The organism is Streptomyces inusitatus (genome assembly GCF_014651115.1).
GTDB classification, from domain to species: Bacteria; Actinomycetota; Actinomycetes; order Streptomycetales; family Streptomycetaceae; genus Streptomyces; species Streptomyces amakusaensis.
The window spans coordinates 331805-353796 of record NZ_BMWG01000002.1 but is presented as its reverse complement, the minus strand read 5'-3'; the positions used below and the strand labels follow the sequence as shown (position 1 = coordinate 353796).

The following is a 21992-nucleotide window of genomic DNA, read 5'->3' as shown; positions in this document are numbered from 1 at the left end:
GCCCCCCCCCCCCCCCCGCCCGCGCGGGCCGCGCGCGGGGCGGGGGGGGCCGGGGGGCCCGGCGGGGCCCCCCGGGGGGGCCCCCCCCCCCGCTGCCCCGGACCCCGTACAGACCACCTTGAGACACAACCCTGAGAGGGATTGACGCATAGTGCTCGACGTCAACTTCTTCGACGAGCTTCGGATCGGCCTGGCCACCGCTGACGACATTCGCCAGTGGTCCCACGGCGAGGTCAAGAAGCCCGAGACGATCAACTACCGCACGCTCAAGCCCGAGAAGGACGGACTCTTCTGCGAGAAGATCTTCGGCCCCACCCGGGACTGGGAGTGCTACTGCGGTAAGTACAAGCGTGTCCGCTTCAAGGGCATCATCTGTGAGCGCTGTGGCGTCGAAGTCACCCGCGCCAAGGTGCGCCGTGAGCGGATGGGCCACATTGAGCTGGCCGCGCCCGTCACCCACATCTGGTACTTCAAGGGCGTTCCGTCGCGCCTCGGATACCTGCTGGACCTCGCGCCGAAGGACCTTGAGAAGGTCATCTACTTCGCCGCGTACATGATCACGTTCGTCGACGAGGAGCGCCGCACCCGCGACCTGCCCTCGCTGGAGGCGCATGTCTCCGTCGAGCGCCAGCAGGTCGAGAACCGCCGCGACGCCGACCTTGAGGCCCGCGCCAAGAAGCTTGAGACCGACCTGGCCGAGCTTGAGGCCGAGGGCGCCAAGGCCGATGTGCGCCGCAAGGTGCGCGAAGGCGCCGAGCGCGAGATGAAGCAGCTGCGCGACCGCGCCCAGCGCGAGATCGACCGTCTCGACGAGGTGTGGAACCGCTTCAAGAACCTCAAGGTCCAGGACCTTGAGGGCGACGAGCTGCTCTACCGCGAGCTGCGCGACCGCTTCGGCACCTACTTCGACGGTTCGATGGGCGCCGCGGCGCTCCAGAAGCGTCTGGAGTCCTTCGACCTCGACGAGGAGGCCGAGCGCCTCCGCGAGATCATCCGCACCGGCAAGGGCCAGAAGAAGACCCGCGCGCTCAAGCGTCTCAAGGTCGTCTCCGCGTTCCTCCAGACCAGCAACAGCCCCAAGGGCATGGTGCTGGACTGCGTCCCGGTCATCCCGCCGGACCTGCGTCCGATGGTGCAGCTGGACGGTGGCCGCTTCGCGACCTCCGACCTGAACGACCTGTACCGCCGCGTGATCAACCGGAACAACCGCCTCAAGCGTCTCCTTGACCTCGGCGCCCCCGAGATCATCGTGAACAACGAGAAGCGGATGCTCCAGGAGGCCGTCGACGCGCTGTTCGACAACGGCCGCCGCGGCCGCCCCGTCACGGGCCCCGGCAACCGTCCGCTGAAGTCCCTGAGCGACATGCTCAAGGGCAAGCAGGGCCGTTTCCGTCAGAACCTCCTCGGCAAGCGAGTCGACTACTCGGCCCGTTCCGTCATCGTCGTCGGCCCCCAGCTGAAGCTGCACCAGTGCGGTCTGCCCAAGGCCATGGCGCTGGAGCTCTTCAAGCCGTTCGTGATGAAGCGCCTGGTCGACCTGAACCACGCGCAGAACATCAAGAGCGCCAAGCGGATGGTCGAGCGCGGCCGCACGGTCGTCTACGACGTCCTCGAAGAGGTCATCGCCGAGCACCCGGTTCTGCTGAACCGTGCGCCCACCCTGCACCGACTCGGCATCCAGGCCTTCGAGCCCCAGCTGGTCGAGGGCAAGGCCATCCAGATCCACCCGCTCGTCTGCACCGCGTTCAACGCGGACTTCGACGGTGACCAGATGGCCGTCCACCTGCCGCTCTCCGCGGAGGCGCAGGCCGAGGCCCGCATCCTGATGCTGTCCTCGAACAACATCCTCAAGCCGGCCGACGGCCGTCCCGTCACCATGCCCACCCAGGACATGGTGCTCGGCCTCTTCTTCCTCACCACGGACGAAGAGGAGCGCGAGGTCAAGGGCGAGGGCCGGTCCTTCGGCTCCACCGCCGAGGCGATCATGGCGTTCGACGCCCGTGAGCTCTCCCTCCAGGCCAAGGTCGACATCCGCTTCCCGGTGGGCACCATCCCGCCGCGCGGCTGGACCCCGCCGGTCCGCGAAGAGGGCGAGCCGGAGTGGCAGCAGGGTGACAGCTTCCGGCTGCGCACCACCCTGGGCCGCGCGCTCTTCAACGAGCTGCTGCCCGAGGACTACCCCTTCGTCGACTACTCGGTCGGCAAGAAGCAGCTCTCCGAGATCGTCAACGACCTCGCGGAGCGCTACCCCAAGGTCATCGTGGCGGCGACGCTCGACAACCTGAAGGCGGCGGGCTTCCACTGGGCCACTCGTTCCGGCGTCACCGTCGCCGTCTCGGACATCGTCGTCCCGGAGGCGAAGAAGGCGATCGTCGCCTCGTACGAGGCCAAGGACGAGAAGATCCAGAAGCAGTACGAGCGCGGCCTGATCACCAAGCAGGAGCGCACGAACGAGCTGATCGAGAACTGGACCCGCGCGACCAACGAGGTTGCCGAGGCGATGAACGCGAACTTCCCGAAGACCAACCCCATCTTCATGATGGTGGACTCGGGTGCTCGTGGAAACATGATGCAGATGCGTCAGATCGCCGGTATGCGTGGTCTGGTGTCCAACGCCAAGAACGAGACGATCCCCCGTCCCATCAAGGCGTCGTTCCGCGAGGGTCTGTCCGTGCTGGAGTACTTCATCTCCACCCACGGTGCCCGTAAGGGTCTGGCGGACACCGCCCTGCGTACCGCCGACTCGGGTTACCTCACCCGTCGTCTGGTGGACGTCTCGCAGGACGTCATCATCCGCGAAGAGGACTGCGGCACCGACCGCGGCCTCAAGCTGCGGATCGCCGAGAAGAGCGCCGAGGGCGTTCTGCGCAAGACGGACGACGTCGAGACCTCCGTGTACGCACGGATGCTCGCCGAAGACGTCGTGGTCGACGGCAAGGTCATCGCGCCTGCCAACGTCGACCTCGGTGACGTCCTCATCGACGCGCTCGTCGCCGCCGGCGTCGAAGAGGTCAAGACCCGCTCGGTCCTGACCTGTGAGTCCGCGGTCGGCACCTGTGCCTACTGCTACGGCCGCTCGCTGGCCACCGGCAAGCTGGTCGACATCGGTGAGGCGGTCGGCATCATCGCCGCCCAGTCCATCGGTGAGCCCGGCACCCAGCTGACGATGCGTACCTTCCACACCGGTGGTGTGGCCGGTGACGACATCACCCAGGGTCTGCCGCGTGTCGTCGAGCTCTTCGAGGCCCGTACGCCCAAGGGTGTCGCCCCGATCTCGGAGGCGGCCGGCCGCATCCGTATCGAGGAGACCGAGAAGACCAAGAAGATCGTCGTCACCCCCGACGACGGCAGCGAGGAGACGGCGTTCCCGATCTCCAAGCGCGCCAAGGTCATGGTCCACGAGGGCGACCACGTGGAGGTGGGCCAGAAGCTCACCTACGGTGCGACCAACCCGCACGACGTGCTGCGCATCCTCGGCCAGCGTGCGGTCCAGGTCCACCTGGTCGGCGAAGTCCAGCGGGTGTACAACTCGCAGGGTGTGTCGATCCACGACAAGCACATCGAGATCATCATCCGGCAGATGCTGCGCCGTGTGACGATCATCGAGTCCGGCGACGCGGAGCTGCTGCCGGGCGAGCTGGTCGAGCGGTCGAAGTTCGAGACCGAGAACCGTCGTGTGGTCACCGAGGGCGGTCACCCCGCCTCCGGCCGTCCGCAGCTGATGGGTATCACCAAGGCCTCGCTCGCGACCGAGTCGTGGCTGTCGGCGGCGTCCTTCCAGGAGACCACCAGGGTTCTGACCGACGCGGCGATCAACGCCAAGTCGGACTCCCTGATCGGCCTCAAGGAGAACGTCATCATCGGTAAGCTCATCCCGGCCGGTACGGGCCTCGCCCGCTACCGCAACATCCGGGTGGAGCCCACCGAGGAGGCCAAGGCCGCGATGTACTCGGCCGTCGGCTACGACGACATCGACTACTCGCCGTTCGGCACCGGCTCCGGCCAGGCCGTCCCGCTGGAGGACTACGACTACGGTCCGTACAACCAGTAAGAGTGGTTCCGAAGGGCGGTCACCCCGACAGGGGTGGCCGCCCTTCGGCGTGCCCGGCGGGAGCGGCCGGGCCGCTCAGCGCGAGGACTCAAGGTAGGGCCGGAGCCGGTGCAGCCGGGTGTGGAGGTCCGGGTGCGAGGAGAGCAGCTTGCTGAGCGCGCTGGGCTCCTGGAGCGGCACCCCGCCGTTGTACGCCATGGCCACCTGCGCCCGCTGCTGATCGGCCTGGTGCAGCCGGTCCAGCACGGACGCCAGCATCGGCGCGAAGCCGAGCGCCGCCGCGTGCTGGTCGGCCCGCAGCTCGGCGCGCCTGCTCACCGCGGCGAGGGCGTAGGGCACCGCGAGGATGAGCAGCGGCAGCCCGTACAGCGTGCTGATCGTGGCGATGGCGAAGGCCCCGAAGACCAGCACGAGCAGGCCGACCCCGAGGCAGGAGAAGACCCGGGACACCTTGTAGACGCCCCGCCCCACGGCCCGCATCACCCGCCAGGCGATCCGGCCCGGCAGCGCGTACCAGTAGCCGAGCAGCGAGGACCAGGAGTGGCCGCCGACATGGTGGCCCAGCTCATGGGCGAGGACGGCGGCCAGCTCGCCGTTGGGAAGCTGCCCCAGGGCGAATCGGGTGACGCCGACGATATGGCCTGCGGCCGCCACGGCGTTCAGATCGTCGCTGTCCTCCACCCACAGCTCGTAGTTGTGTCCCGCGACGCCCGCGCGCGCGGTGACCTCCCGCCAGACGGGCTCCAGCCGGGCGCTCTCCTGGAGAGTCGGGTGGCGCAGCCCCAGCAGCCGCCGGGCGATGGCGCTCTCGGTGGGCCGGTGGAAGATCAGCGCCCCGCTGAGCAGCCAGGCCAGCACGAAGATGAACCCGAAGTCGCGGAAGAAGAGCGAGAGCAGCGCGATGACGAAGAGGCTGCCGATGAAGTTGGGCAGATGCAGCAGCAGACTCCCCACGGCGGTGGCGTCCGCGCCGCGCTGGTGCGCGGAGAGATGGACCCGCCGCTGCTCCATGGGGATGTGGTGCGGGTGCTCGACGGGCTCCTCCGACCGCTGCGGGGCCGCCGCCGCCGTCGGTGCGGGTGCGGGTGCTGGGGGCGGGTCCTGCGGGGCGGCGGGCTCGTCCGGGGGCGCGGTGGGACAGACCGGCTCAGGGGGTGCGGTCGGGTAGGCCGGTTCCGGGCTCTGGGCGGGGTACGAGGGTTCCGGGTCCGTCTGCGGCTCGGGGCTCCTGGCGGGGTACTCCGGGGCCTGCGGCGCGGCCGTCGGCTGCTCCGGGGCCATGGTCGGGTAGGCGGGCTCGGGAGTCCGCGCCGGGTAGGAGGGCTCGGGCTCGGGCTCGGGGCTTCGCGTCGGGTAGGCCGGTTCCGGGGCGGTGGCCGCGACATCCCGCGGGTAGGCCGGTTCCGGGCCCGCCGGATGGGCGGGGGTGGGCTCGCTCGGCGGTCGGGCGGCCGGTGGATGGGTCATCGTGTGTCCTTCGCGGGTACGTCAGCCGATGAGCAGGGAGGCCGGGAGCAGCACGGTGCCGACGCTGAAGGCGATCAGTCCGGTGCGTATCCACTGGTGCTTGCGCGCCGCGATACGGCTGGTCTCGGTGAGCGCCGCCGTGAGTCCTGCGGCGGGGTGCAGGTCCTGTGCGTCGAGCGCGGCGGCCAGCTCTCCGGTTCTGGCGGCCTGCCGCACATCGCCGAAGTAGGTGAGCGGCTGTCCGGGTGTCCAGCGTTCCTTGCCGTAGCGGGGGAGCACCGCGAGCAGCAGCGCGGTCAGGGCGAGGGCGAAGGAGATCGCCCCTGCCCACCAGACGGCGGACGCCGGGGTGGACAGCTCCCGGGGTGTCCAGTCCCGCCCGGCGAGCAGTCCGCTGAACACACCCGCCGTCATGCCGAGCGCCGCCACCAGGACCGATGCCTTGCTGTCGGCCCGGGCGATCTCGGTGCGCAACTCGTTGAGCAGGCGTTCCGCCGAGGTCGGGTCGGGCCCGGGGAGCGGGGGCGCGGTGGTCATGAGGGTGTCTCCTCCTGCTCCGGGCCGTCGTCCTCGCCCGAAGGCGGCGCGGGTGCGGGTGCGGGTGCGGGCGCGGGTGCGGGTGCGGGGGCAGGGGCGGGTGCCGGGGAGCTGCCGTAGCCCGGCGGCGGCTGCCAGCCGGGGATCGTGGCCGGGGTGTCCGCCGCCGCCTCGGCGCGGGCGGGCGGCAGCACATCGCCGGGGGCGTACGAGGGCCTGGGCGGGACCGCCGGGGGGACCGGCGGCGGGGGCGCGGGCTCCGAGACCGAGGCCGTGGAGATCGCCGGCTCCGGGCCCTGCTCCAGCTGGGGCTGCTGTGTGACGGTGGCTGTGGCCGTGGCCGAGGGATCCCCTTCCGGAAGCACCGGCGGGTTCTGACCGACCCCCGGGAGCCGCTGGTTGAGGATGTCGCTCATGGTCCGCAGCGCCAGCTTCTTGGGCCCCTCCAGCTCATAGCTCTCCGCGGTGTCCCCGGCCAGCAGCTGCTTCACCAGCTCCATCTGGGACTGGATCAGCCGCAGCTGGTCGTCCCGCATGTTGTTCATCACCAGCAGCGAGTCCTCCGGGTGCTGGGCCAGATGCAGCGCCCACTGGTGCACTCCGCCCTGCTGGAGATGCCACTGATAGAAGTCGATCTTCTTGGCTTCGAGCTTCTGGAGTTCGATCTCCTGATGGCTCCGGAGCACGGCCCGCTCATGCGCCCACCGCTGCTGCTGAAGCGCCAGCTCCTGTTCCGTCCTGCCGTACTCCGCCGCCCGGCCGAGCTGGAGCTGATCCTGCCGACGGGCCCGCTGGTCGAGCGAGACGTCCGACTCCATGCCCCGCTCCGCCGCCCGGATCTCCTCGGTCGACGAGTGGTCGATGGCCTGGAGCCGCAGCTGATGCTCGATGTTCTCCTGGTCCCGGCGCAGCCGCACCGTGCAGTTCACCCGGAGCCCGGCCGAGGAGCCCAGCGGCCCCATGGCGGCGATCGCCCGCAGCATCGCCTCCTCCGCCCGGGCGCTCTGCGCGATGGGAAAACCCCGGGTCACCGGCCGGGCGGCGAGCTGGAGTTCACCCACCAGCAGGGCCGGTACATCGCGGTGGCCGCTCCTGACGAACTGCCCCGGATTGGCCACCTGCCAGGAGAGATCGACCGCGGCTTCGAACTCGAAGGCGTCATTGTCGCTGGGCAGCGCCAGCGCGGTACGGAAGGGGTGCACACCCATGTCCACCTCGTACACCGAGGTGTACCGCTTGGCCGCGACCTCCGAGCGGGAGGGCCGCAGGGGCGGCAGGAAGGCGTCGTAAGCGCCCTTCGGGCTGGTGAAGACCAGCGCGTGGTCGATGCGCGTCAGCCCCTTGCGGGAGAACTCGAAGCGCGACAGCTGCCGCACGGTGAGCACCGGGTCTATCAGCGGGGTGTGCCGGTCTGCCGCTTGCCGCCACTCGGGCGGGCGGTGGAAGTCGGCCATTTCGGGTCTCTCCTCGGGGAACGGGTGCCGATGGGTTCGGCGGACAGACAGACGTGCGTAGGTCAGCGGAGTCTTGGCAGGACCGTGAGCAGTCGGGCTGCGACGGGCGGCGGGTCCGTGCCGTCCTCGCTGGGCATGGTCCGCAGCAGATGGGCCAGGCGCTGCGCCTCCGACGCCTCGGTGACCAGCGCGGGCAGCAGCGCCGCCAGCGCCCATTCGGCGGCCTCGGAGCGCTGGGCGGTGAGCACCCAGTCGCGCATCCGCTCCAGCGCGGTGCGGGTGTAGTGCCGGTCGCCGAGGGAGGCCCGCCAGAGCGCGGCGATGTCGGCGGCGACCGGGGAGCCCTCGGCGGCGGCCCGCGCGTACCGGGCGAGGAGCATGGGCATTCCGTACCGCTCGGCGTCCTCGGTGTGGCGGCAGCCGCTGAGGAAGCCGCCGAGGGCGAGATCGCGCACGGCCGGATCGTCGTCGATGGTCCGCCGCAGCTCGGAGAGGACCTCCTCGTCGGCCTCGGACAGCAGCAGGAGCGCGATCGATTCGCCCAGCTCGCTCGCCATCAGCGGATCGGGGTCCTTGCCCTCCGCCACATTGGCGTAGAAACCGCGGGCCGCGCCGCGCAGGGCGGCCAGGGTCTGCGCGGGGCGCTCCGGCCCGATCAGGGCGTAGGTCCTGACCGCGACCCAGCACAGGCCGAGATCCCTGGCGTGGCACCACTGGTCGAGGATGCGCGGGACATTGGGCGTGCCCAGGGTGTGGGCGAAGGCCAGCGCGTTCGCGGCGACCAGCTTCTCCCGGTAGAGCTCGGAGAGCGCCCACGGCTCGATGATCAGCGCCATGGCGGAGGGCAGATCGGTGCGGGCGAGGATCGCCACGGTGGAGGCGGCCCGGGTGCGCACCAGCGGGCGGCCGTCGTCGGCGAGTTGACGCAGCCAGTTGACCAGGGCGGGCCGGGCCGAGGGGTGTCCCGTCCACAGCTCGCTCAGCAGGATCAGCGCGGCCCGCTCGTCGTGGAAGGCGGCCTTGGACTGGCTGACCGGGCCCCACTCGGTGTGCTCGTCCTCCTCGTACCGCTCGGCGCGCGCCAGTTGGAGCCGTTTGCCGACATGGGTGCCGAAGACGGGCACGGCGGGTGGCGCGGACGGGTTCTCGGTCTTCAGGAGTGAGGCGTACAGCAGATCGCTCAGCTCGGCGGTCAGTGAGTACGGCCCGCCGTCGAAGGCGGCGAGGGCGACCAGGAACGCCTTGTCGCGGAGGGGGATCGCGGTCTCGTCCTCCTCGAACCACTCCTGGATCTGGGCCTTGAGGACCGTCCCCGAGAAGCCCGCCACCTCCTCGGCCTCGGCCTCGCCCCGGGCGTGCCGGGCGAGCACCTCGGCGAAGGCCGCGACCTCGCGCGGCTGGTGGCTGCGGTCGAGGAAGGCGGTGGTGGCCGGGAGCGCCAGCATCCGGCCGGTGGTGTCGTCGTCGGTGAGCGCCCGCAGATGCGCGGCGAGCAGCTGGGCGGCCGGGGGCGGACGCCATTCGACGGCGGTGACGCCGTCCAGGGCGGCGGTGGGCCCCACGGTGATCACCAGATGGGCGTTCTCCTCGGTGAGCCGGTCGCGGGCGGCCAGCAGATGGGTCTCCCGAAGCGGCCGGTCGCGGCGGGTGACCAGGTCGCAGAGGAGGTGTCCGCCGGCCCGCTGCTCCGGCCCGCCGCCGTCCGTCTCCTCGCCGGCGCCCGAACTGCCGAGGCGGGCGAGATCGGCGGGTGCGGTGTCCCGGGCCAGCGCGCGGACGGAGGCGACGCCGAGGCGGTGCAGCAGCATCAGGGCGGCGGTGCGCCGGCCGGAGAAGTCGGGTCCGGTGAGCACCAGGACGCGTTCGTCGCGGAGCCGCTCCAGCAGCTGGGCGAAGTGCTCGTCGTCGGCGGTGAAGAAGCCGTCCAGCCGGTCCAGCGTGGAGCGGGGCACGATGCCCGAGGCCTGGGCCGAGGCCAGGCCCCCGATCCGGTAGTGGATCTCGGTCTTGCCGCCCATGAAGACATCGCCGGTGACCTGTCCGCCGGAGACGCCGTGCTGGTCCCCGCCGACGAGGCTGCCGCCGAACCGGCCCGAGCCGCCCACCCGCATATTCCTCGGGCTGTGGCCCTTGAGGTCCCGCAGCGCAGACCAGGCGTCCTGCGGCTGATCGGGCCGGTCGGCCTCCTCACCGCCCTCCTGCTCGCCCGCCGCGCCCGCTTCCCTGCCCTCGTCGGACGCGGGCTTGGAGCCGTCGGACGGGCCCGCGCCCGGCCCCGCCGGGCCGGGCGGCGGCCTGACGCCGGGGGCCTCGGTGTCGGTGGCGCTCATCGCCGGGTCTCCGGTTTGCCGCCGAGGTGTACGTCCCCGGTGACCTGTCCGCCGGAGACGCCGTGCTGGTCGCCGCCGACGAGGCTGCCGCCGAAGGAGGGCGAGCCGCCCTGGAAGGTGATGGTGACGCCGCCGACGGGAGCCGGGTGGATGTCCGGCACCGGGCGCTCCCCCACGCCGCCCGGTGCCGGAGTCTCTTCCTCTTCGCGGTGGTCCTGGGCCTGCTGGTGCTCCTGGGCCTGCTGCTGAACGGGTGCGCCGACCGGCAGCCGTCCGTGCAGCCATGCCTTCAGCGGGCCGTTCTTGCTGTCGACGGTGATGGCGTGGAACTGCTCCCGGGGGATGCCCGGGTGGTCGTGGCGCACGATCCCGCTGTGCACGCCCTCCGAGACGCACAGGGCGAAGTCCTCGGCCCGCTCGCGCAGCGCGTCCCGCAGTAGCTGGGCGTCGAGCAGCCGGCAGGCGTGATTGAGGTCGGAGCCGACCCAGCCGTTGAAGCCGTCCACGGCGACATAGCCGCTGGCCACCACCGCGCGCAGCCGGATCTGGGCGGACTTGGACGCCATCCGGTTGATCATCCGCAGCTGTACGGGGATCTCGCCGAGCACGGCCCTCAGCAGAGCGACGGGGGAGGCGTTGGCGTCGATCAGCTCCATGACGGAGTCACCCCGGTCGGCCCGCAGCCGGCTGGTCTCGTCGATGCCCGCGGACTCCAGGACCTGATCGGCGATGTCGTAGAGCATCCGGCGCAGATAGGCCTGCTCGACGTCGTCCCGGTCGCTGTACTTCTCGATGTCCAGCAGCAGGATCATGCGGTTCACGGGATCGGACATGGCCGCCTTCCGGTGGGGGTGGGCTCGCACGAGAAGCTTCCCGCCGGAGGGGCACAGAGCGTGAGGACGGATGACGCACTCGAAGTGTGACCGTGTGCACAGAGCCGCCCCGAGCCGTGGAATGGCCGTATGTGGCCGTACACGGCCGCCGTCCCGGGCGCCGGAGCACCCGGGACGGCAGACCCTCGGGAACGCGGCTGTCAGGCCCCGATCTGCCCGATCTGCCCGGGCGGATCGGGCAGCGCGTCCCGCTGTGGCGCCCCCTGCTGGGCGGACATCCCCTGCTGAGCGGGCAGCGGCCCCGCCTCCCCCGGCCGTTCCGAGCGGGCGATCCGGCGCAGTACGTCCGGGCGCATGATCACCAGCGCCCGCCGCCCGGTCGACACCGCCTCCCGGTCCCGCAACTCCTTGAGCAGCCGCTGCACCATCTCCCGCGACGCCCCGACCGAGCCGGCCAGCTCCTGCTTGCTGAGCCCCACGGACAGCTCGATGCCCTCCTCGGTGCGCCTGCCGTGGGTCCGCGCCAGTTCGAGCAGCAGCGCGGCCAGCCGCTCCCGTACGCTCATCGACGCGAACTCCAGCCGCCGCCGGTCCGCCGCCCTCGTACGGTCGGACGTGAGCCCCAGCAGGGCGAAACAGACGGCGGGGGAGCCGCTGAGGAACTCCGTGAAGCGCTCGCGCTCCACCGCCACTGTCCCCACCGCCTCCAGGGCGGTCACCGTCGCCGAGCGTGACCGCCCGGTCAGCGCCGAGGCCTCTCCGACGATGTCGCCGGGGCCGCGCAGCGCGAGGAGCGCCTCGTAGCCGTTGGGAGCCGAGGCGGTGACCTTGGTCCAGCCGCGCACGATGATCAGTACGTGCGAGGAGGGCTCGTGCTGGCGGAGAATCACCGCCCTGGGCGCGAAGGTCATCTCGCGGCCGAGCGCGAGCAGGGCGGAGCGGTCCTCGCCCTCCAGCCTGGCAAGAAACGGAACCCGGTCGTCCAGGCCACCGTCACTGAGTGAGTACGCTGCCGTCATCCAGTCCCCCGATCGTCGTGCGGCGTCCGAAAAGGTACTGAAGGGGGGCGTCCAATGGACCCGGAACGGCGGTATCCGGCCATGGAAAACGGTTTCTCCGCAGAACCGGGCGTCCTCATGGGCGAATGAGGGCGGAACGTCCGGCGCGTCGCGGTGGACTCCATTTGTTTTGACCGCAGCCCATGCGGTAGGTACGCTCTGACCTTGTGCCTGGGGTGTGCCTGGGCTCCCGTGCGTGTCCTCAACCGCAGGGCGAGCCCGATCATCGGCCACCGTATTCTGCGCCTTTTCTCGCTTCAGGGCGAGGGTCTCGCAGTTTCGACACACCCGACCGCGTGGGTCGGCGACGTTCCAGGTTAGTTTCACGAACGGCACACAGAAACCGGAGAAGTAGTGCCTACGATCCAGCAGCTGGTCCGGAAGGGCCGGCAGGACAAGGTCGAGAAGAACAAGACGCCCGCGCTTGAGGGTTCGCCCCAGCGCCGCGGCGTCTGCACGCGTGTGTTCACGACCACCCCGAAGAAGCCGAACTCGGCCCTGCGCAAGGTCGCGCGTGTGCGTCTGACCTCTGGCATCGAGGTCACGGCCTACATCCCGGGTGAGGGACACAACCTGCAGGAGCACTCGATCGTGCTCGTGCGTGGTGGCCGTGTGAAGGACCTGCCGGGTGTTCGTTACAAGATCATCCGCGGCTCCCTTGACACCCAGGGCGTCAAGAACCGCAAGCAGGCCCGTAGCCGCTACGGCGCCAAGAAGGAGAAGTAAGAATGCCTCGTAAGGGCCCCGCCCCGAAGCGCCCGGTCATCATCGACCCGGTCTACAGCTCTCCTCTTGTCACCTCGCTGATCAACAAGCTTCTGCTTGACGGCAAGCGTTCCACCGCCGAGCGGATCGTCTACGGCGCCATGGAAGGCCTCCGCGAGAAGACCGGCGCAGACCCGGTCATCACGCTGAAGCGCGCGCTGGAGAACGTCAAGCCCTCTCTTGAGGTCAAGTCCCGCCGTGTCGGTGGCGCCACCTACCAGGTGCCGATCGAGGTCAAGCCCGGTCGTGCCGCCACGCTCTCGCTGCGCTGGATCGTGGGTTACTCCCGCGCCCGTCGTGAGAAGACCATGACCGAGCGCCTCATGAACGAACTGCTCGACGCCTCGAACGGCCTCGGCGCTTCGGTCAAGAAGCGTGAGGACACGCACAAGATGGCCGAGTCCAACAAGGCCTTCGCGCACTACCGCTGGTAGTCCCTACCCACATCGAGACCGAGAGAAGACTGAGCCATATGGCCACCACTTCGCTTGACCTGGCCAAGGTCCGCAACATTGGGATCATGGCCCACATCGACGCGGGCAAGACGACGACCACCGAGCGCATCCTGTTCTACACCGGTGTGAGCTACAAGATCGGTGAGGTCCACGACGGCGCTGCCACGATGGACTGGATGGAGCAGGAGCAGGAGCGCGGCATCACGATCACGTCGGCCGCGACGACCTGTCACTGGCCGCTCGAAGATGTCGATCACACGATCAACATCATCGACACTCCGGGTCACGTCGACTTCACCGTCGAGGTGGAGCGTTCGCTCCGTGTCCTCGACGGCGCTGTCACCGTGTTCGACGGCGTCGCCGGCGTTGAGCCGCAGTCCGAGACCGTCTGGCGTCAGGCGGACCGCTACGGCGTTCCGCGTATCTGCTTCGTCAACAAGCTCGACCGCACCGGCGCCGAGTTCCACCGTTGCGTCGACATGATCAGCGGCCGCCTCGGCGCGGTCCCGATCGTGATGCAGCTGCCCATCGGTGCCGAGATGGACTTCAAGGGTGTCGTCGACCTCGTCACCATGAAGGCCTTCGTCTGGTCCGCCGAGGCGTCCAAGGGCGAGATGTACGACGTCGTCGACATCCCGGCCACCCACACCGAGGCTGCCGAGGAGTACCGCGGCAAGCTTCTGGAGACGGTCGCCGAGAACGACGAAGAGCTGATGGAGCTGTACCTGGAGGGCACTGAGCCCACCGAGGAGCAGCTTTACGCCGCGATCCGTCGTATCACCATCGCCTCCGGCAAGTCCGAGGGCGTCACGATCACCCCCGTCTTCTGCGGTACCGCGTTCAAGAACAAGGGCGTTCAGCCCCTGCTCGACGCGGTCGTGCGCTACCTGCCCTCCCCCCTGGACGTCGAGGCCATCGAGGGCCACGACGTCAAGGACCCGGAGCTGGTCGTCAAGCGCAAGCCGTCGGACGACGAGCCCCTGTCGGCCCTCGCGTTCAAGATCGCGAGCGACCCGCACCTGGGCAAGCTGACCTTCATCCGGATCTACTCCGGTCGCCTGAACTCGGGCACCGCGGTACTGAACTCCGTGAAGGGCCGCAAGGAGCGCATCGGCAAGATCTACCGTATGCACGCGAACAAGCGTGAGGAGATCGAGTCGGTGGGCGCGGGCGACATCGTCGCCGTCATGGGCCTCAAGCAGACCACCACCGGTGAGACGCTGAGCGACGAGAAGAACCCGGTCATCCTGGAGTCCATGGACTTCCCGGCGCCGGTCATTCAGGTCGCCATCGAGCCCAAGTCCAAGGGTGACCAGGAGAAGCTGGGTGTAGCCATCCAGCGTCTCGCGGAGGAGGACCCCTCCTTCCAGGTGCACACCAACGAGGAGACCGGCCAGACCATCATCGGTGGTATGGGCGAGCTTCACCTTGAGGTGCTGGTCGACCGGATGCGCCGCGAGTTCCGCGTCGAGGCCAACGTCGGCAAGCCGCAGGTCGCCTACCGCGAGACGATCCGCAAGGCCGTCGAGCGCGTCGACTACACGCACAAGAAGCAGACCGGTGGTACCGGTCAGTTCGCGAAGGTGCAGATCGCGATCGAGCCCATCGAGGGCGGCGACGCGAGCTACGAGTTCGTGAACAAGGTCACCGGTGGCCGCATCCCCAAGGAGTACATCCCTTCGGTGGACGCGGGTGCGCAGGAGGCCATGCAGTTCGGCATCCTCGCCGGCTACGAGATGACGGGCGTCCGTCTGACGCTCCTCGACGGTGGCTACCACGAGGTCGACTCCTCCGAGCTCGCCTTCAAGATCGCCGGTTCGCAGGCGTTCAAGGAGGCCGCGCGCAAGGCCAGCCCCGTGCTGCTTGAGCCGATGATGTCGGTCGAGGTGACCACGCCCGAGGACTACATGGGCGATGTCATCGGCGACATCAACTCCCGCCGTGGCCAGATCCAGGCCATGGAGGACCGTGCCGGCGCCAAGGTCGTCAAGGGCCTGGTGCCGCTCTCGGAGATGTTCGGCTACGTCGGAGACCTCCGCAGCAAGACCTCGGGTCGCGCAAGCTACTCGATGCAGTTCGACTCCTACGCCGAGGTTCCGCGGAACGTCGCCGAGGAGATCATCGCGAAGGCCAAGGGCGAGTAACTCACCCGAGTACACGCTTTAGGCTTGTCACCGGAGCCTGCCGCGGACATTCCGACCGAATACCTGCGTAGACGGTTGGAATGTCCCCGGGCTCCGGCAATCCAGCAAAGATCACCTGGCGCCGATGAAGCAAGGCGTACAGAACCACTCCACAGGAGGACCCAGTGGCGAAGGCGAAGTTCGAGCGGACTAAGCCGCACGTCAACATCGGCACCATCGGTCACATTGACCACGGTAAGACGACCCTCACGGCCGCCATTACCAAGGTGCTGCACGACGCGTACCCGGACCTGAACGAGGCCTCGGCCTTTGACCAGATCGACAAGGCTCCCGAGGAGCGCCAGCGCGGTATCACGATCTCGATCGCGCACGTCGAGTACCAGACGGAGTCGCGTCACTACGCGCACGTCGACTGCCCGGGTCACGCCGACTACATCAAGAACATGATCACGGGTGCGGCGCAGATGGACGGCGCCATCCTCGTGGTCGCGGCCACCGACGGCCCGATGCCGCAGACCAAGGAGCACGTGCTCCTGGCCCGCCAGGTCGGCGTTCCGTACATCGTCGTCGCCCTGAACAAGGCCGACATGGTGGACGACGAGGAGATCCTGGAGCTCGTCGAGCTTGAGGTCCGTGAGCTCCTCTCCGAGTACGAGTTCCCGGGCGACGACCTGCCGGTCGTCAAGGTCTCGGCGCTCAAGGCGCTTGAGGGCGACAAGGAGTGGGGCCAGTCGGTCCTGAACCTGATGGCCGCCGTCGACGAGTCGATCCCGCAGCCCGAGCGCGACGTCGACAAGCCGTTCCTGATGCCGATCGAGGACGTCTTCACGATCACCGGTCGTGGCACCGTCGTCACCGGTCGTATCGAGCGTGGTGTCCTCAAGGTCAACGAGACCGTCGACATCGTCGGTATCAAGACCGAGAAGACCACCACCACGGTCACCGGCATCGAGATGTTCCGCAAGCTGCTCGACGAGGGCCAGGCCGGTGAGAACGTCGGTCTGCTCCTCCGTGGCATCAAGCGCGAGGACGTCGAGCGCGGCCAGGTCATCATCAAGCCCGGTTCGGTCACGCCGCACACCGAGTTCGAGGCCCAGGCCTACATCCTGTCGAAGGACGAGGGTGGCCGTCACACCCCGTTCTTCAACAACTACCGCCCGCAGTTCTACTTCCGTACCACGGACGTGACCGGCGTTGTGACCCTCCCCGAGGGCACCGAGATGGTCATGCCGGGTGACAACACCGTCATGACGGTGAACCTCATCCAGCCCGTCGCCATGGAAGAGGGCCTGAAGTTCGCCATCCGTGAGGGTGGCCGGACCGTCGGCGCCGGCCAGGTCACCAAGATCCTCGCCTAATTCGGCGAAGTTCTGACCTGGTAGCTCCGCACAGGGCACCAAGAGAGAGGCCCCACACCGCGAGGTGTGGGGCCTCTCTTCTTCGCTTTATACGATTTTTTACGATGCTCAGCGCGCCGCCGCAGTGTCGTCCGCCGCCGCCACCGCCTCCGGGCGCCAGATCCACGGCCGGGCGTCCGGGCCGAGCCCCACGGCCGTCACCCCGCGCGGGCTGTCCAGCAGCGCGGCGGACTCCAGCGCGAGCGGCCCCAGCTCCCGCGTCACCACCCGGCCCCCGTCGCTCAGCAGCCGCAGCCGGCCGCGCGAATCCCGCGACATCACCGCGTCTCCCCGACGGGTGGCCACGGCGTGAACCGGCCCGTACCCCCGCAGACCGACCGCCTCGGCGGGCCGCCCGCCCGGGGGTACGGAGGTGACACCGGCCGTCGCGGGCTCCCGGTAGTACAGCTGTACGCCGCCCCTGCGGCCGGGCAGCGCGGCGACGGGCCCGCCGGGCAGCGGCCCGATCCCGGCCGGCCGGAAGGCCACATCCGCCCCGGGCGCGGGCTGGGCCCAGTGCCGTACGGTGTCCTGCCCCGCGCCGAAGACATGCACCAGGCCGTCCGCGTCCACCACGGCCGACAGCCCGTCCTGGATCGCCTCCCCGCCGAGCGCCCGCCAGGGACCCCAGCTTCCGTTCTCCGCCCGTACCCGCGTGCTGACCTGCCGGTCCGCGTTCCGTACAAAGAGATGAACGCGGCCGTCCGGTGCCGTCACCGCCACCGGGACGCCGATCCGCCGCCCCCGGTCGTCCGTCTCCTCCGGATTGCCGAGCCCGGTCCACGCGAGAAACGCCCCGCCCGCCGACCGCTGCTCCAGCAGCACGATCTCCCGCCGATTGGCCGCGCCCCGCCCGCCGAGCGCGGCGATCCGCAGCCCGAACAGCAGCTGCCGGCCGTCCTTGAGGGCCGTCGAGCCCAGTACGGGGGCGAGCGGGCCGCCGCCGAGATCCTCCGGCCCGCCCCAACGGCCGCTTCCCGCCTCCGTCTCGCGCCAGCGCACCGCGCGCAGCCCGAGCACTCCGTACGCGGCGAGCCGCCCGTCCCGCCCGTCCCGCCCGTTCTGGCCGTCCCGCTCGGCGAAGACGGCGGGCCGGGGCCCGGGGTGGCGGTGGTGGGTGGAGCGCACCCACCCCTTCTTGTTGGTCAGCGGCCGGTCGCCGCCCACGCCGTAGTCGCCGCAGCCGGCCGTGTTGCCGCACTGCCACTCCGGGTCGCCGCCGTAGGGCACCAGATGGCCGGCCTTCTCGCGCAGCGTCCCGGGCGGCAGATTCTTCGGCCAGTGCCGGTTGTAGTAGCCCCGGAAGGCGTTCGCCACAAAACCGGGCACCTGCCCGCCGTTCTCCGTCGCCTCCGCGACCCAGCCGATCATCGCGGCCCAGGCGAAGAGCGCGGCCGTGGTGTGGTCGGCGTGGTCGGAGTAGCCCGGCTGCTCGCTGTCCTTGCGCCGGGTCCGCTCGTCGCTGAGCTGGATGTCCGGGTCGGGGTCCAGGGTCTGCACCACGGTCGGCCGGTACTGCTGCATCAGCCCGACGAGCACCCCCAGCAGCGCGTCATGGTCGTATTCCACGTCCTCGCGCAGCGGCGAGCCCTCGGCGACGACGGTCCGCACGCTCATCGAGCGGTCGTGCCAGAGGTCCGGCAGCGCCTTCCAGTGGCGGCGGGTGTGCTCGGGCAGATTGAGGAAGATCAGCTCCACCCGGCGGTTTCCGCTGGTGAGCGTATTGATCTCGGCCCGCCGGTCCCCGCGCAGCGAGGCGGTCCCCTTGGTCCACGGGGTGAATTTGTCGAGCCCGATGAGCGACGCGTACGCCTGCCGCAGCCCCTGGTGCCGGGCGGAGGTGTACGCCTCGGTGTCGGCGGCCACCTCGGGCCCGCCGGGGGCGCGGTTCACGCCGGTGTGCTCACCGGCGGTGATGTAGACGCTGACGAGGGGGACTCCGGAGTCCAGCATCCGCTGGGTGTCCGGGTTCATGAAGTACAGATCGTCGTCCGGGTGCGCGAGTATCTGCATCAACTGCGCCCGCCCGGCGCTCGCGATCGGCATCCCCGGCGCGGGGTCCGCCGCCGGTACGGGACGTCGCCGGGGCTCGGGCACCGAACAGCCCGCGACAGCAGCCGCGGTGGCTGCGGCGAGGGCGGCGATCACGCTCCGGCGGCGGGGTCCGGCTTCGCGCCGGGGCTCCGGTATTCGGGCAGCCGTCATCGCGGCGTCGCCGGGTCCGTTGTTCACTTGTGCGCTGCTCCGTCCGCTTCCCCCGCAGCGGCCGGGCTGTGCCCTCTCGTCTGCGTGCTGTGCTGTGCCGTGCTTGTTGCTGCTGTGCTTCTTGCTTTGGGTGCGAACGGGTTGGTCAGGCCCGTTCGCGCTGAACTAGACGGATAATCCTATCGGGGGGTTGCTTTTGGGTCGGCGGAAGTGTTCCGCTCCTGACGGAGGCCCTGGTCGCCGGGTGAAATCACCCCGGGTGATTTCTTGTCGCGTCGCGCGGGCCGCTGCGAAGATCTTGTTCTTCTTCATCTGGAGAATCGATTCTTCGGGTGGGGGCGCAGGTGTCGAAACAGGGGGAACCGCCATGTCAGTGCACCACTCGCGTTCGCCGTACTTGTCCCTGGCGGCAGCCGTCGCGCTGCTGGCACTTACGGGGTGCTCGTCCGGGTCGTCGGAGGAGCGGGCCGCCGAGAGGCCGTCGTCCTCGGCGAAGCCCTCGAAGTCCTTGGAGCCCTCGAAGCCCTCGGCGGCCACGGCGGCCCTGCCCGTACTGGACGACAACCACGGGACCGTCGTCCTCCGCCAGGGGGAGACCCGGGGCGGCGCGGACCTCGCCTTCGGCCCCGGGAAGAAGGACGACTCCCTGGCGGTCGCCGTGAACTGCCAGGGCAAGGGAACCCTTCAGGTCACCCTCCGCCCGGTCGGTGCGAGCTTCCCCATGACCTGCGTCGACGGCGAGGTGACCACCATCCAGAACCACACCGTCACGAGTAAGTCCGAGCGCGCAGGCACCGTCTCCGTCGACGCCCACTCCGGCGTCCGCTGGTCCCTGACCATCAGCCGGGGCCCGGCCCCGCAGGCGGACCTCGGGTCGGAGCCGGGCGAGGCGTAGCCCAACCTCAGGGTGTGGGCGGCCCCTGATCCAGCTCCGCCCCGGATCGTGGGGCTTCGGTACGCTCGGCTGTCAGCCGCCGCCCTCGCCGAAGAGCCCCTCCGCCTCGGCCACGGTCAGCGCCCGCTCCAGCCACCGGCTCAGCGTGTCGAGATCCGTACAGCTGACGATCCGCTCCCTCGTCGCCGGTCTGACGGGAACCCTCCGTTTCTCCAGGATCCTCAAGATCACCCGTACCCGTTCCGAGGCGAAGGCCTCTTTGTGAGTGCCGGGTTTCCGCTTGGGCTCGTATGAAGAAGTGACCATGAAAGGGACGCTAGAAAGCTCGCTCCTGCATGGCTATGCCATTGGCACATGACAACTCGAACGGGCTCACTAGGAGCCGATGGTTGACACCAGGCCCGAAGAAGCGAGGTTTGCGCGGGCCGCGGCCATAAAGGCGGCCTTGTGTTCCTCAAGGTGCTCGTTGACCTCGATGTCGCCGATCTCCCGCCAGACCGCCTGGTTGAGTGCCCGGCCGTATGCGTGCACGGGGGCGTGCAGAGCCTCGTCGCAGAGGAGCGCCAGATGCCGCTCCGCGATCCAGAGGCTGGTCATCGCGGCCGAGGCGGTACTGCTCCAAGCCTCGTCGTCACCCCAGGACTCGGGACGGCTATAGGCCGCCCGCTCGGCGGGAGTCAGATCGCGGACGACTACCGGTACGGCGACTTCGGTCGCCCCGGCGCTGGAGATCTTCATGCGTCCATCCCACCATCCCAAGGAAGCCGTGGGTCAAGGCATCTCGGGCATCTGCTGTTCATCGGCGGGCTCAGGTGAGACGTTCGCCGAGTTTGGCCGACTGCCGCTCGTGGCCTTTGGTGTGCCACCAGTCGAAGAGCTGCGCACGGGTCAAGCTCGCGATGTGGCGGACCAGATGCGGTGGAGGGGAGCCGTCGAAGAGCGCGCTGTCCGAGTTGTCCCTCGGCAGACGCACGCGCCACCGCTCCCCGTGGGCCAGCAGTTCGACCACCAGGTCGAAGCTCCGCCCCCGCTCGGCGATCTCCAGACCGGTGACTTCAAGCGTGGCTGAGGAGTCGTCGAGCCGACCCGTCAAGTGGGGTGCGAGAAGGTCCCGGACCCGCTGTGCGTCGGTGCGTCGGGTGTCATGGCCCAGTCACTCGGGCTGAGCTGGCGGAGGCTGTTCCTCGCAGAGCAGGCTCCAGCCGAGGTGGGCCGTGAGGAACGCGGCCAGCTTCTCCGTGTCGGCGACTTCCGCGGGGAGGTCCCCCGGCCGGGGCTGGTAGAACGCGAGCAGCTCGTCCCGGAGTGGCTCGTCGAGGATCGGGACTTTCCAGTCGCCGATGGTGCCTCGGTAGAACATCCGGGCGGAGATCCGCAGGGCGGGGCAGCGGCCAGGCTCGGCTCCGTCCTGCCAGTGGAGGTCCTGCCAGGAGCCGATGTGCAGGTGGGTGGCGTGCTTCAGCGCTCTGTCGAGGATCGGGGTGGGCAGGTCCTTCATGCGCCAGTAGATGTGGGCTTCGGCTTCGGGGATCGGCTCGGGGAATGCGGCCAGCCAGAGGTGGTTGTTGATCATTGAGTCAGCCTGTCATGTGGCTTTGTCCTGGGTGTAGGGGGTTTTGTGTGACCTCGTCAGCGGTCGACGCGGTCACGGCGGGGGTCCCGGCTGGTTGCAGGAGACGGTGCGGGTGACGATCCGCCCGTCGGGGATCCGCTCGCGGGTGCGCCGCAGATAGCCGAAGGCCTCCAGCTCGCGCAGGGCGGCGGATATACGGCTCGCGCCCTCGGTGAAGCGGGCGGCGAGCGTCTTGATGTCGACCCGGGCCCCGGTTGGCAGGGACTGGATGTGCACGGCCAGACCGATCGCCAGCAGGGACAGCTCCGGGTGCTGGGCTAGATGGTTGCCGATGACCGTGAAGCGGGTGGTGTGGCGGGAGTTGGCGTGAGTGACGCCGTACGAGTGGTGTGGGCGTCGCGTGTCGCGGGTATCGCCGGACGGGGGACGCGCGGGGGCGTTAAGCTGCTCGGTATCCAACGGGAAGGTCCTTGCTTCCTCGATGGTCAGGCCCTCGCACTGGGATTGCCGTCCCGGCGGGGGCCGACGCATGTCTGCGATCGGGTTGTGCCGTGAGCCTAGGGCACTCAACCCCGCTCATTACCAGCTCAGTTGAGCATGTTCACCCGTGCGGGTGAGGCCGGGGCGGTGGGGCGGTAAAGGTGGGGTTTGGCGAGGTTCTTTCCTCCCGGTTCTTTCCTGGAGGAGACCGCTCGCACCACCGGAACCCGCACGGCCGTGCTTCGGTCGGTGGGCCGGGTGTGGACCGGAACGCAGGCAGGCCCGGCGGGGTGCCCCCCCGCCGGGCCGGGCGATCCCTGCGGGGGGGGGGGGGCTCACCGCGTCCCT

General features: G+C 69.6%; 17 protein-coding genes and 1 pseudogene. 6 read left to right on the top strand and 12 right to left on the bottom strand.

Going from position 1 to position 21992, the window contains the following annotated elements; all coding sequences use genetic code 11:
- Window positions 1–151 precede the first annotated feature (151 nt).
- Window positions 152–4051 (top strand): DNA-directed RNA polymerase subunit beta', encoded by a 3900-nt coding sequence (locus tag IE247_RS05430; RefSeq protein ID WP_190121719.1) that lies wholly within the window; start codon window positions 152–154, stop codon window positions 4049–4051.
- 75 nt (window positions 4052–4126) lie between these two features.
- Here the strand turns inward: IE247_RS05430 and IE247_RS05425 are convergent, their stop codons facing one another.
- The 6 genes from IE247_RS05425 to IE247_RS05400 all read right to left on the bottom strand — a co-directional run bounded on the left by IE247_RS05425 (window position 4127) and on the right by IE247_RS05400 (window position 11691).
- Entirely contained in the window at window positions 4127–5518 is a 1392-nt protein-coding gene (locus IE247_RS05425; protein WP_268247177.1) for a M48 family metalloprotease, read from the bottom strand.
- Window positions 5519–5539: 21 nt separating this feature from the next.
- On the bottom strand, window positions 5540–6055 hold the full coding sequence (locus tag IE247_RS05420) for a Pycsar system effector family protein (protein ID WP_190121718.1): 516 nt from the start codon (window positions 6053–6055) through the stop codon (window positions 5540–5542).
- The gene (locus tag IE247_RS05415; RefSeq protein ID WP_190121717.1) at window positions 6052–7509 is read right to left on the bottom strand and encodes a hypothetical protein; all 1458 of its coding nucleotides are present in this window, start codon (window positions 7507–7509) and stop codon (window positions 6052–6054) included. The genes IE247_RS05420 and IE247_RS05415 overlap by 4 nt, the downstream gene beginning before the upstream one ends.
- A 62-nt stretch (window positions 7510–7571) precedes the next feature.
- On the bottom strand, window positions 7572–9839 hold the full coding sequence (locus tag IE247_RS05410) for a hypothetical protein (RefSeq protein WP_190121716.1): 2268 nt from the start codon (window positions 9837–9839) through the stop codon (window positions 7572–7574).
- Entirely contained in the window at window positions 9836–10672 is an 837-nt protein-coding gene (locus IE247_RS05405) for a hypothetical protein (protein WP_190121715.1), read from the bottom strand. The genes IE247_RS05410 and IE247_RS05405 overlap by 4 nt, the downstream gene beginning before the upstream one ends.
- Before the next feature lie 200 nt (window positions 10673–10872).
- On the bottom strand, window positions 10873–11691 hold the full coding sequence (locus IE247_RS05400; RefSeq protein ID WP_190121714.1) for a Crp/Fnr family transcriptional regulator: 819 nt from the start codon (window positions 11689–11691) through the stop codon (window positions 10873–10875).
- 393 nt (window positions 11692–12084) lie between these two features.
- Between IE247_RS05400 and rpsL the strand changes: the two genes are divergently transcribed.
- The 4 genes from rpsL to tuf all read left to right on the top strand — a co-directional run bounded on the left by rpsL (window position 12085) and on the right by tuf (window position 16452).
- Window positions 12085–12456 carry a 30S ribosomal protein S12 gene (gene rpsL / locus IE247_RS05395; protein WP_003948652.1) on the top strand — a complete coding sequence of 124 codons (372 nt, stop codon included), beginning with the start codon at window positions 12085–12087 and terminating at the stop codon, window positions 12454–12456.
- A gap of 2 nt (window positions 12457–12458) precedes the next feature.
- Window positions 12459–12929 (top strand): 30S ribosomal protein S7, encoded by a 471-nt coding sequence (rpsG, locus tag IE247_RS05390; protein ID WP_190121713.1) that lies wholly within the window; start codon window positions 12459–12461, stop codon window positions 12927–12929.
- Between the two features lie 38 nt (window positions 12930–12967).
- Complete coding sequence (gene fusA / locus IE247_RS05385; protein ID WP_190121712.1) at window positions 12968–15094, top strand: elongation factor G; 2127 nt, start codon at window positions 12968–12970, stop codon at window positions 15092–15094.
- Between the two features lie 164 nt (window positions 15095–15258).
- Complete coding sequence (gene tuf / locus IE247_RS05380) at window positions 15259–16452, top strand: elongation factor Tu (protein ID WP_190121711.1); 1194 nt, start codon at window positions 15259–15261, stop codon at window positions 16450–16452.
- A 108-nt stretch (window positions 16453–16560) separates the two neighbouring features.
- Here the strand turns inward: tuf and IE247_RS05375 are convergent, their stop codons facing one another.
- Window positions 16561–18696, bottom strand: coding sequence for a PIG-L family deacetylase (locus IE247_RS05375; protein WP_190122091.1), 2136 nt, complete (start codon window positions 18694–18696; stop codon window positions 16561–16563).
- A gap of 367 nt (window positions 18697–19063) precedes the next feature.
- On the opposite strand from IE247_RS05375, the gene IE247_RS34160 reads away from it, so the two are divergent.
- A complete protein-coding gene (locus IE247_RS34160) occupies window positions 19064–19591 on the top strand; it encodes a hypothetical protein (protein WP_229868676.1) in 528 nt (175 codons plus the stop codon).
- Window positions 19592–19663: 72 nt separating this feature from the next.
- Here IE247_RS34160 and IE247_RS05365 read toward each other — a convergent pair whose 3' ends face one another.
- The 5 genes and pseudogenes from IE247_RS05365 to IE247_RS05345 all read right to left on the bottom strand — a co-directional run.
- A complete protein-coding gene (locus IE247_RS05365; RefSeq protein ID WP_190121710.1) occupies window positions 19664–19897 on the bottom strand; it encodes a hypothetical protein in 234 nt (77 codons plus the stop codon).
- Window positions 19898–19966: 69 nt separating this feature from the next.
- Window positions 19967–20329 (bottom strand): hypothetical protein, encoded by a 363-nt coding sequence (locus tag IE247_RS05360; RefSeq protein WP_190121709.1) that lies wholly within the window; start codon window positions 20327–20329, stop codon window positions 19967–19969.
- A 70-nt stretch (window positions 20330–20399) separates the two neighbouring features.
- Window positions 20400–20684: a hypothetical protein gene (locus tag IE247_RS05355; protein ID WP_229868673.1), complete on the bottom strand. Its 285-nt coding sequence runs from the start codon at window positions 20682–20684 to the stop codon at window positions 20400–20402.
- A gap of 60 nt (window positions 20685–20744) precedes the next feature.
- On the bottom strand, window positions 20745–21164 hold the full coding sequence (locus IE247_RS05350) for a hypothetical protein (RefSeq protein WP_190121708.1): 420 nt from the start codon (window positions 21162–21164) through the stop codon (window positions 20745–20747).
- Between the two features lie 84 nt (window positions 21165–21248).
- A pseudogene (locus tag IE247_RS05345) lies at window positions 21249–21623 on the bottom strand (helix-turn-helix domain-containing protein); the annotation flags it as partial.
- Window positions 21624–21992: the final 369 nt, after the last annotated feature.

What these genes read in the sequence shown, in the direction of transcription:
- IE247_RS05425 (WP_268247177.1), bottom strand. Translation starts at nt 5,518, where the DNA reads ATGACCCATCCACCGGCCGCCCGACCGCCGAGCGAGCCCACCCCCGCC.
- IE247_RS05420 (WP_190121718.1), bottom strand. Translation starts at nt 6,055, where the DNA reads ATGACCACCGCGCCCCCGCTCCCCGGGCCCGACCCGACCTCGGCGGAA.
- IE247_RS05415 (WP_190121717.1), bottom strand. Translation starts at nt 7,509, where the DNA reads ATGGCCGACTTCCACCGCCCGCCCGAGTGGCGGCAAGCGGCAGACCGG.
- IE247_RS05410 (WP_190121716.1), bottom strand. Translation starts at nt 9,839, where the DNA reads ATGAGCGCCACCGACACCGAGGCCCCCGGCGTCAGGCCGCCGCCCGGC.
- IE247_RS05405 (WP_190121715.1), bottom strand. Translation starts at nt 10,672, where the DNA reads ATGTCCGATCCCGTGAACCGCATGATCCTGCTGCTGGACATCGAGAAG.
- IE247_RS05400 (WP_190121714.1), bottom strand. Translation starts at nt 11,691, where the DNA reads ATGACGGCAGCGTACTCACTCAGTGACGGTGGCCTGGACGACCGGGTT.
- rpsG (WP_190121713.1), top strand. Translation starts at nt 12,459, where the DNA reads ATGCCTCGTAAGGGCCCCGCCCCGAAGCGCCCGGTCATCATCGACCCG.
- fusA (WP_190121712.1), top strand. Translation starts at nt 12,968, where the DNA reads ATGGCCACCACTTCGCTTGACCTGGCCAAGGTCCGCAACATTGGGATC.
- IE247_RS05375 (WP_190122091.1), bottom strand. Translation starts at nt 18,696, where the DNA reads ATGACGGCTGCCCGAATACCGGAGCCCCGGCGCGAAGCCGGACCCCGC.
- IE247_RS34160 (WP_229868676.1), top strand. Translation starts at nt 19,064, where the DNA reads ATGTCAGTGCACCACTCGCGTTCGCCGTACTTGTCCCTGGCGGCAGCC.
- IE247_RS05365 (WP_190121710.1), bottom strand. Translation starts at nt 19,897, where the DNA reads ATGGTCACTTCTTCATACGAGCCCAAGCGGAAACCCGGCACTCACAAA.
- IE247_RS05360 (WP_190121709.1), bottom strand. Translation starts at nt 20,329, where the DNA reads ATGAAGATCTCCAGCGCCGGGGCGACCGAAGTCGCCGTACCGGTAGTC.
- IE247_RS05350 (WP_190121708.1), bottom strand. Translation starts at nt 21,164, where the DNA reads ATGATCAACAACCACCTCTGGCTGGCCGCATTCCCCGAGCCGATCCCC.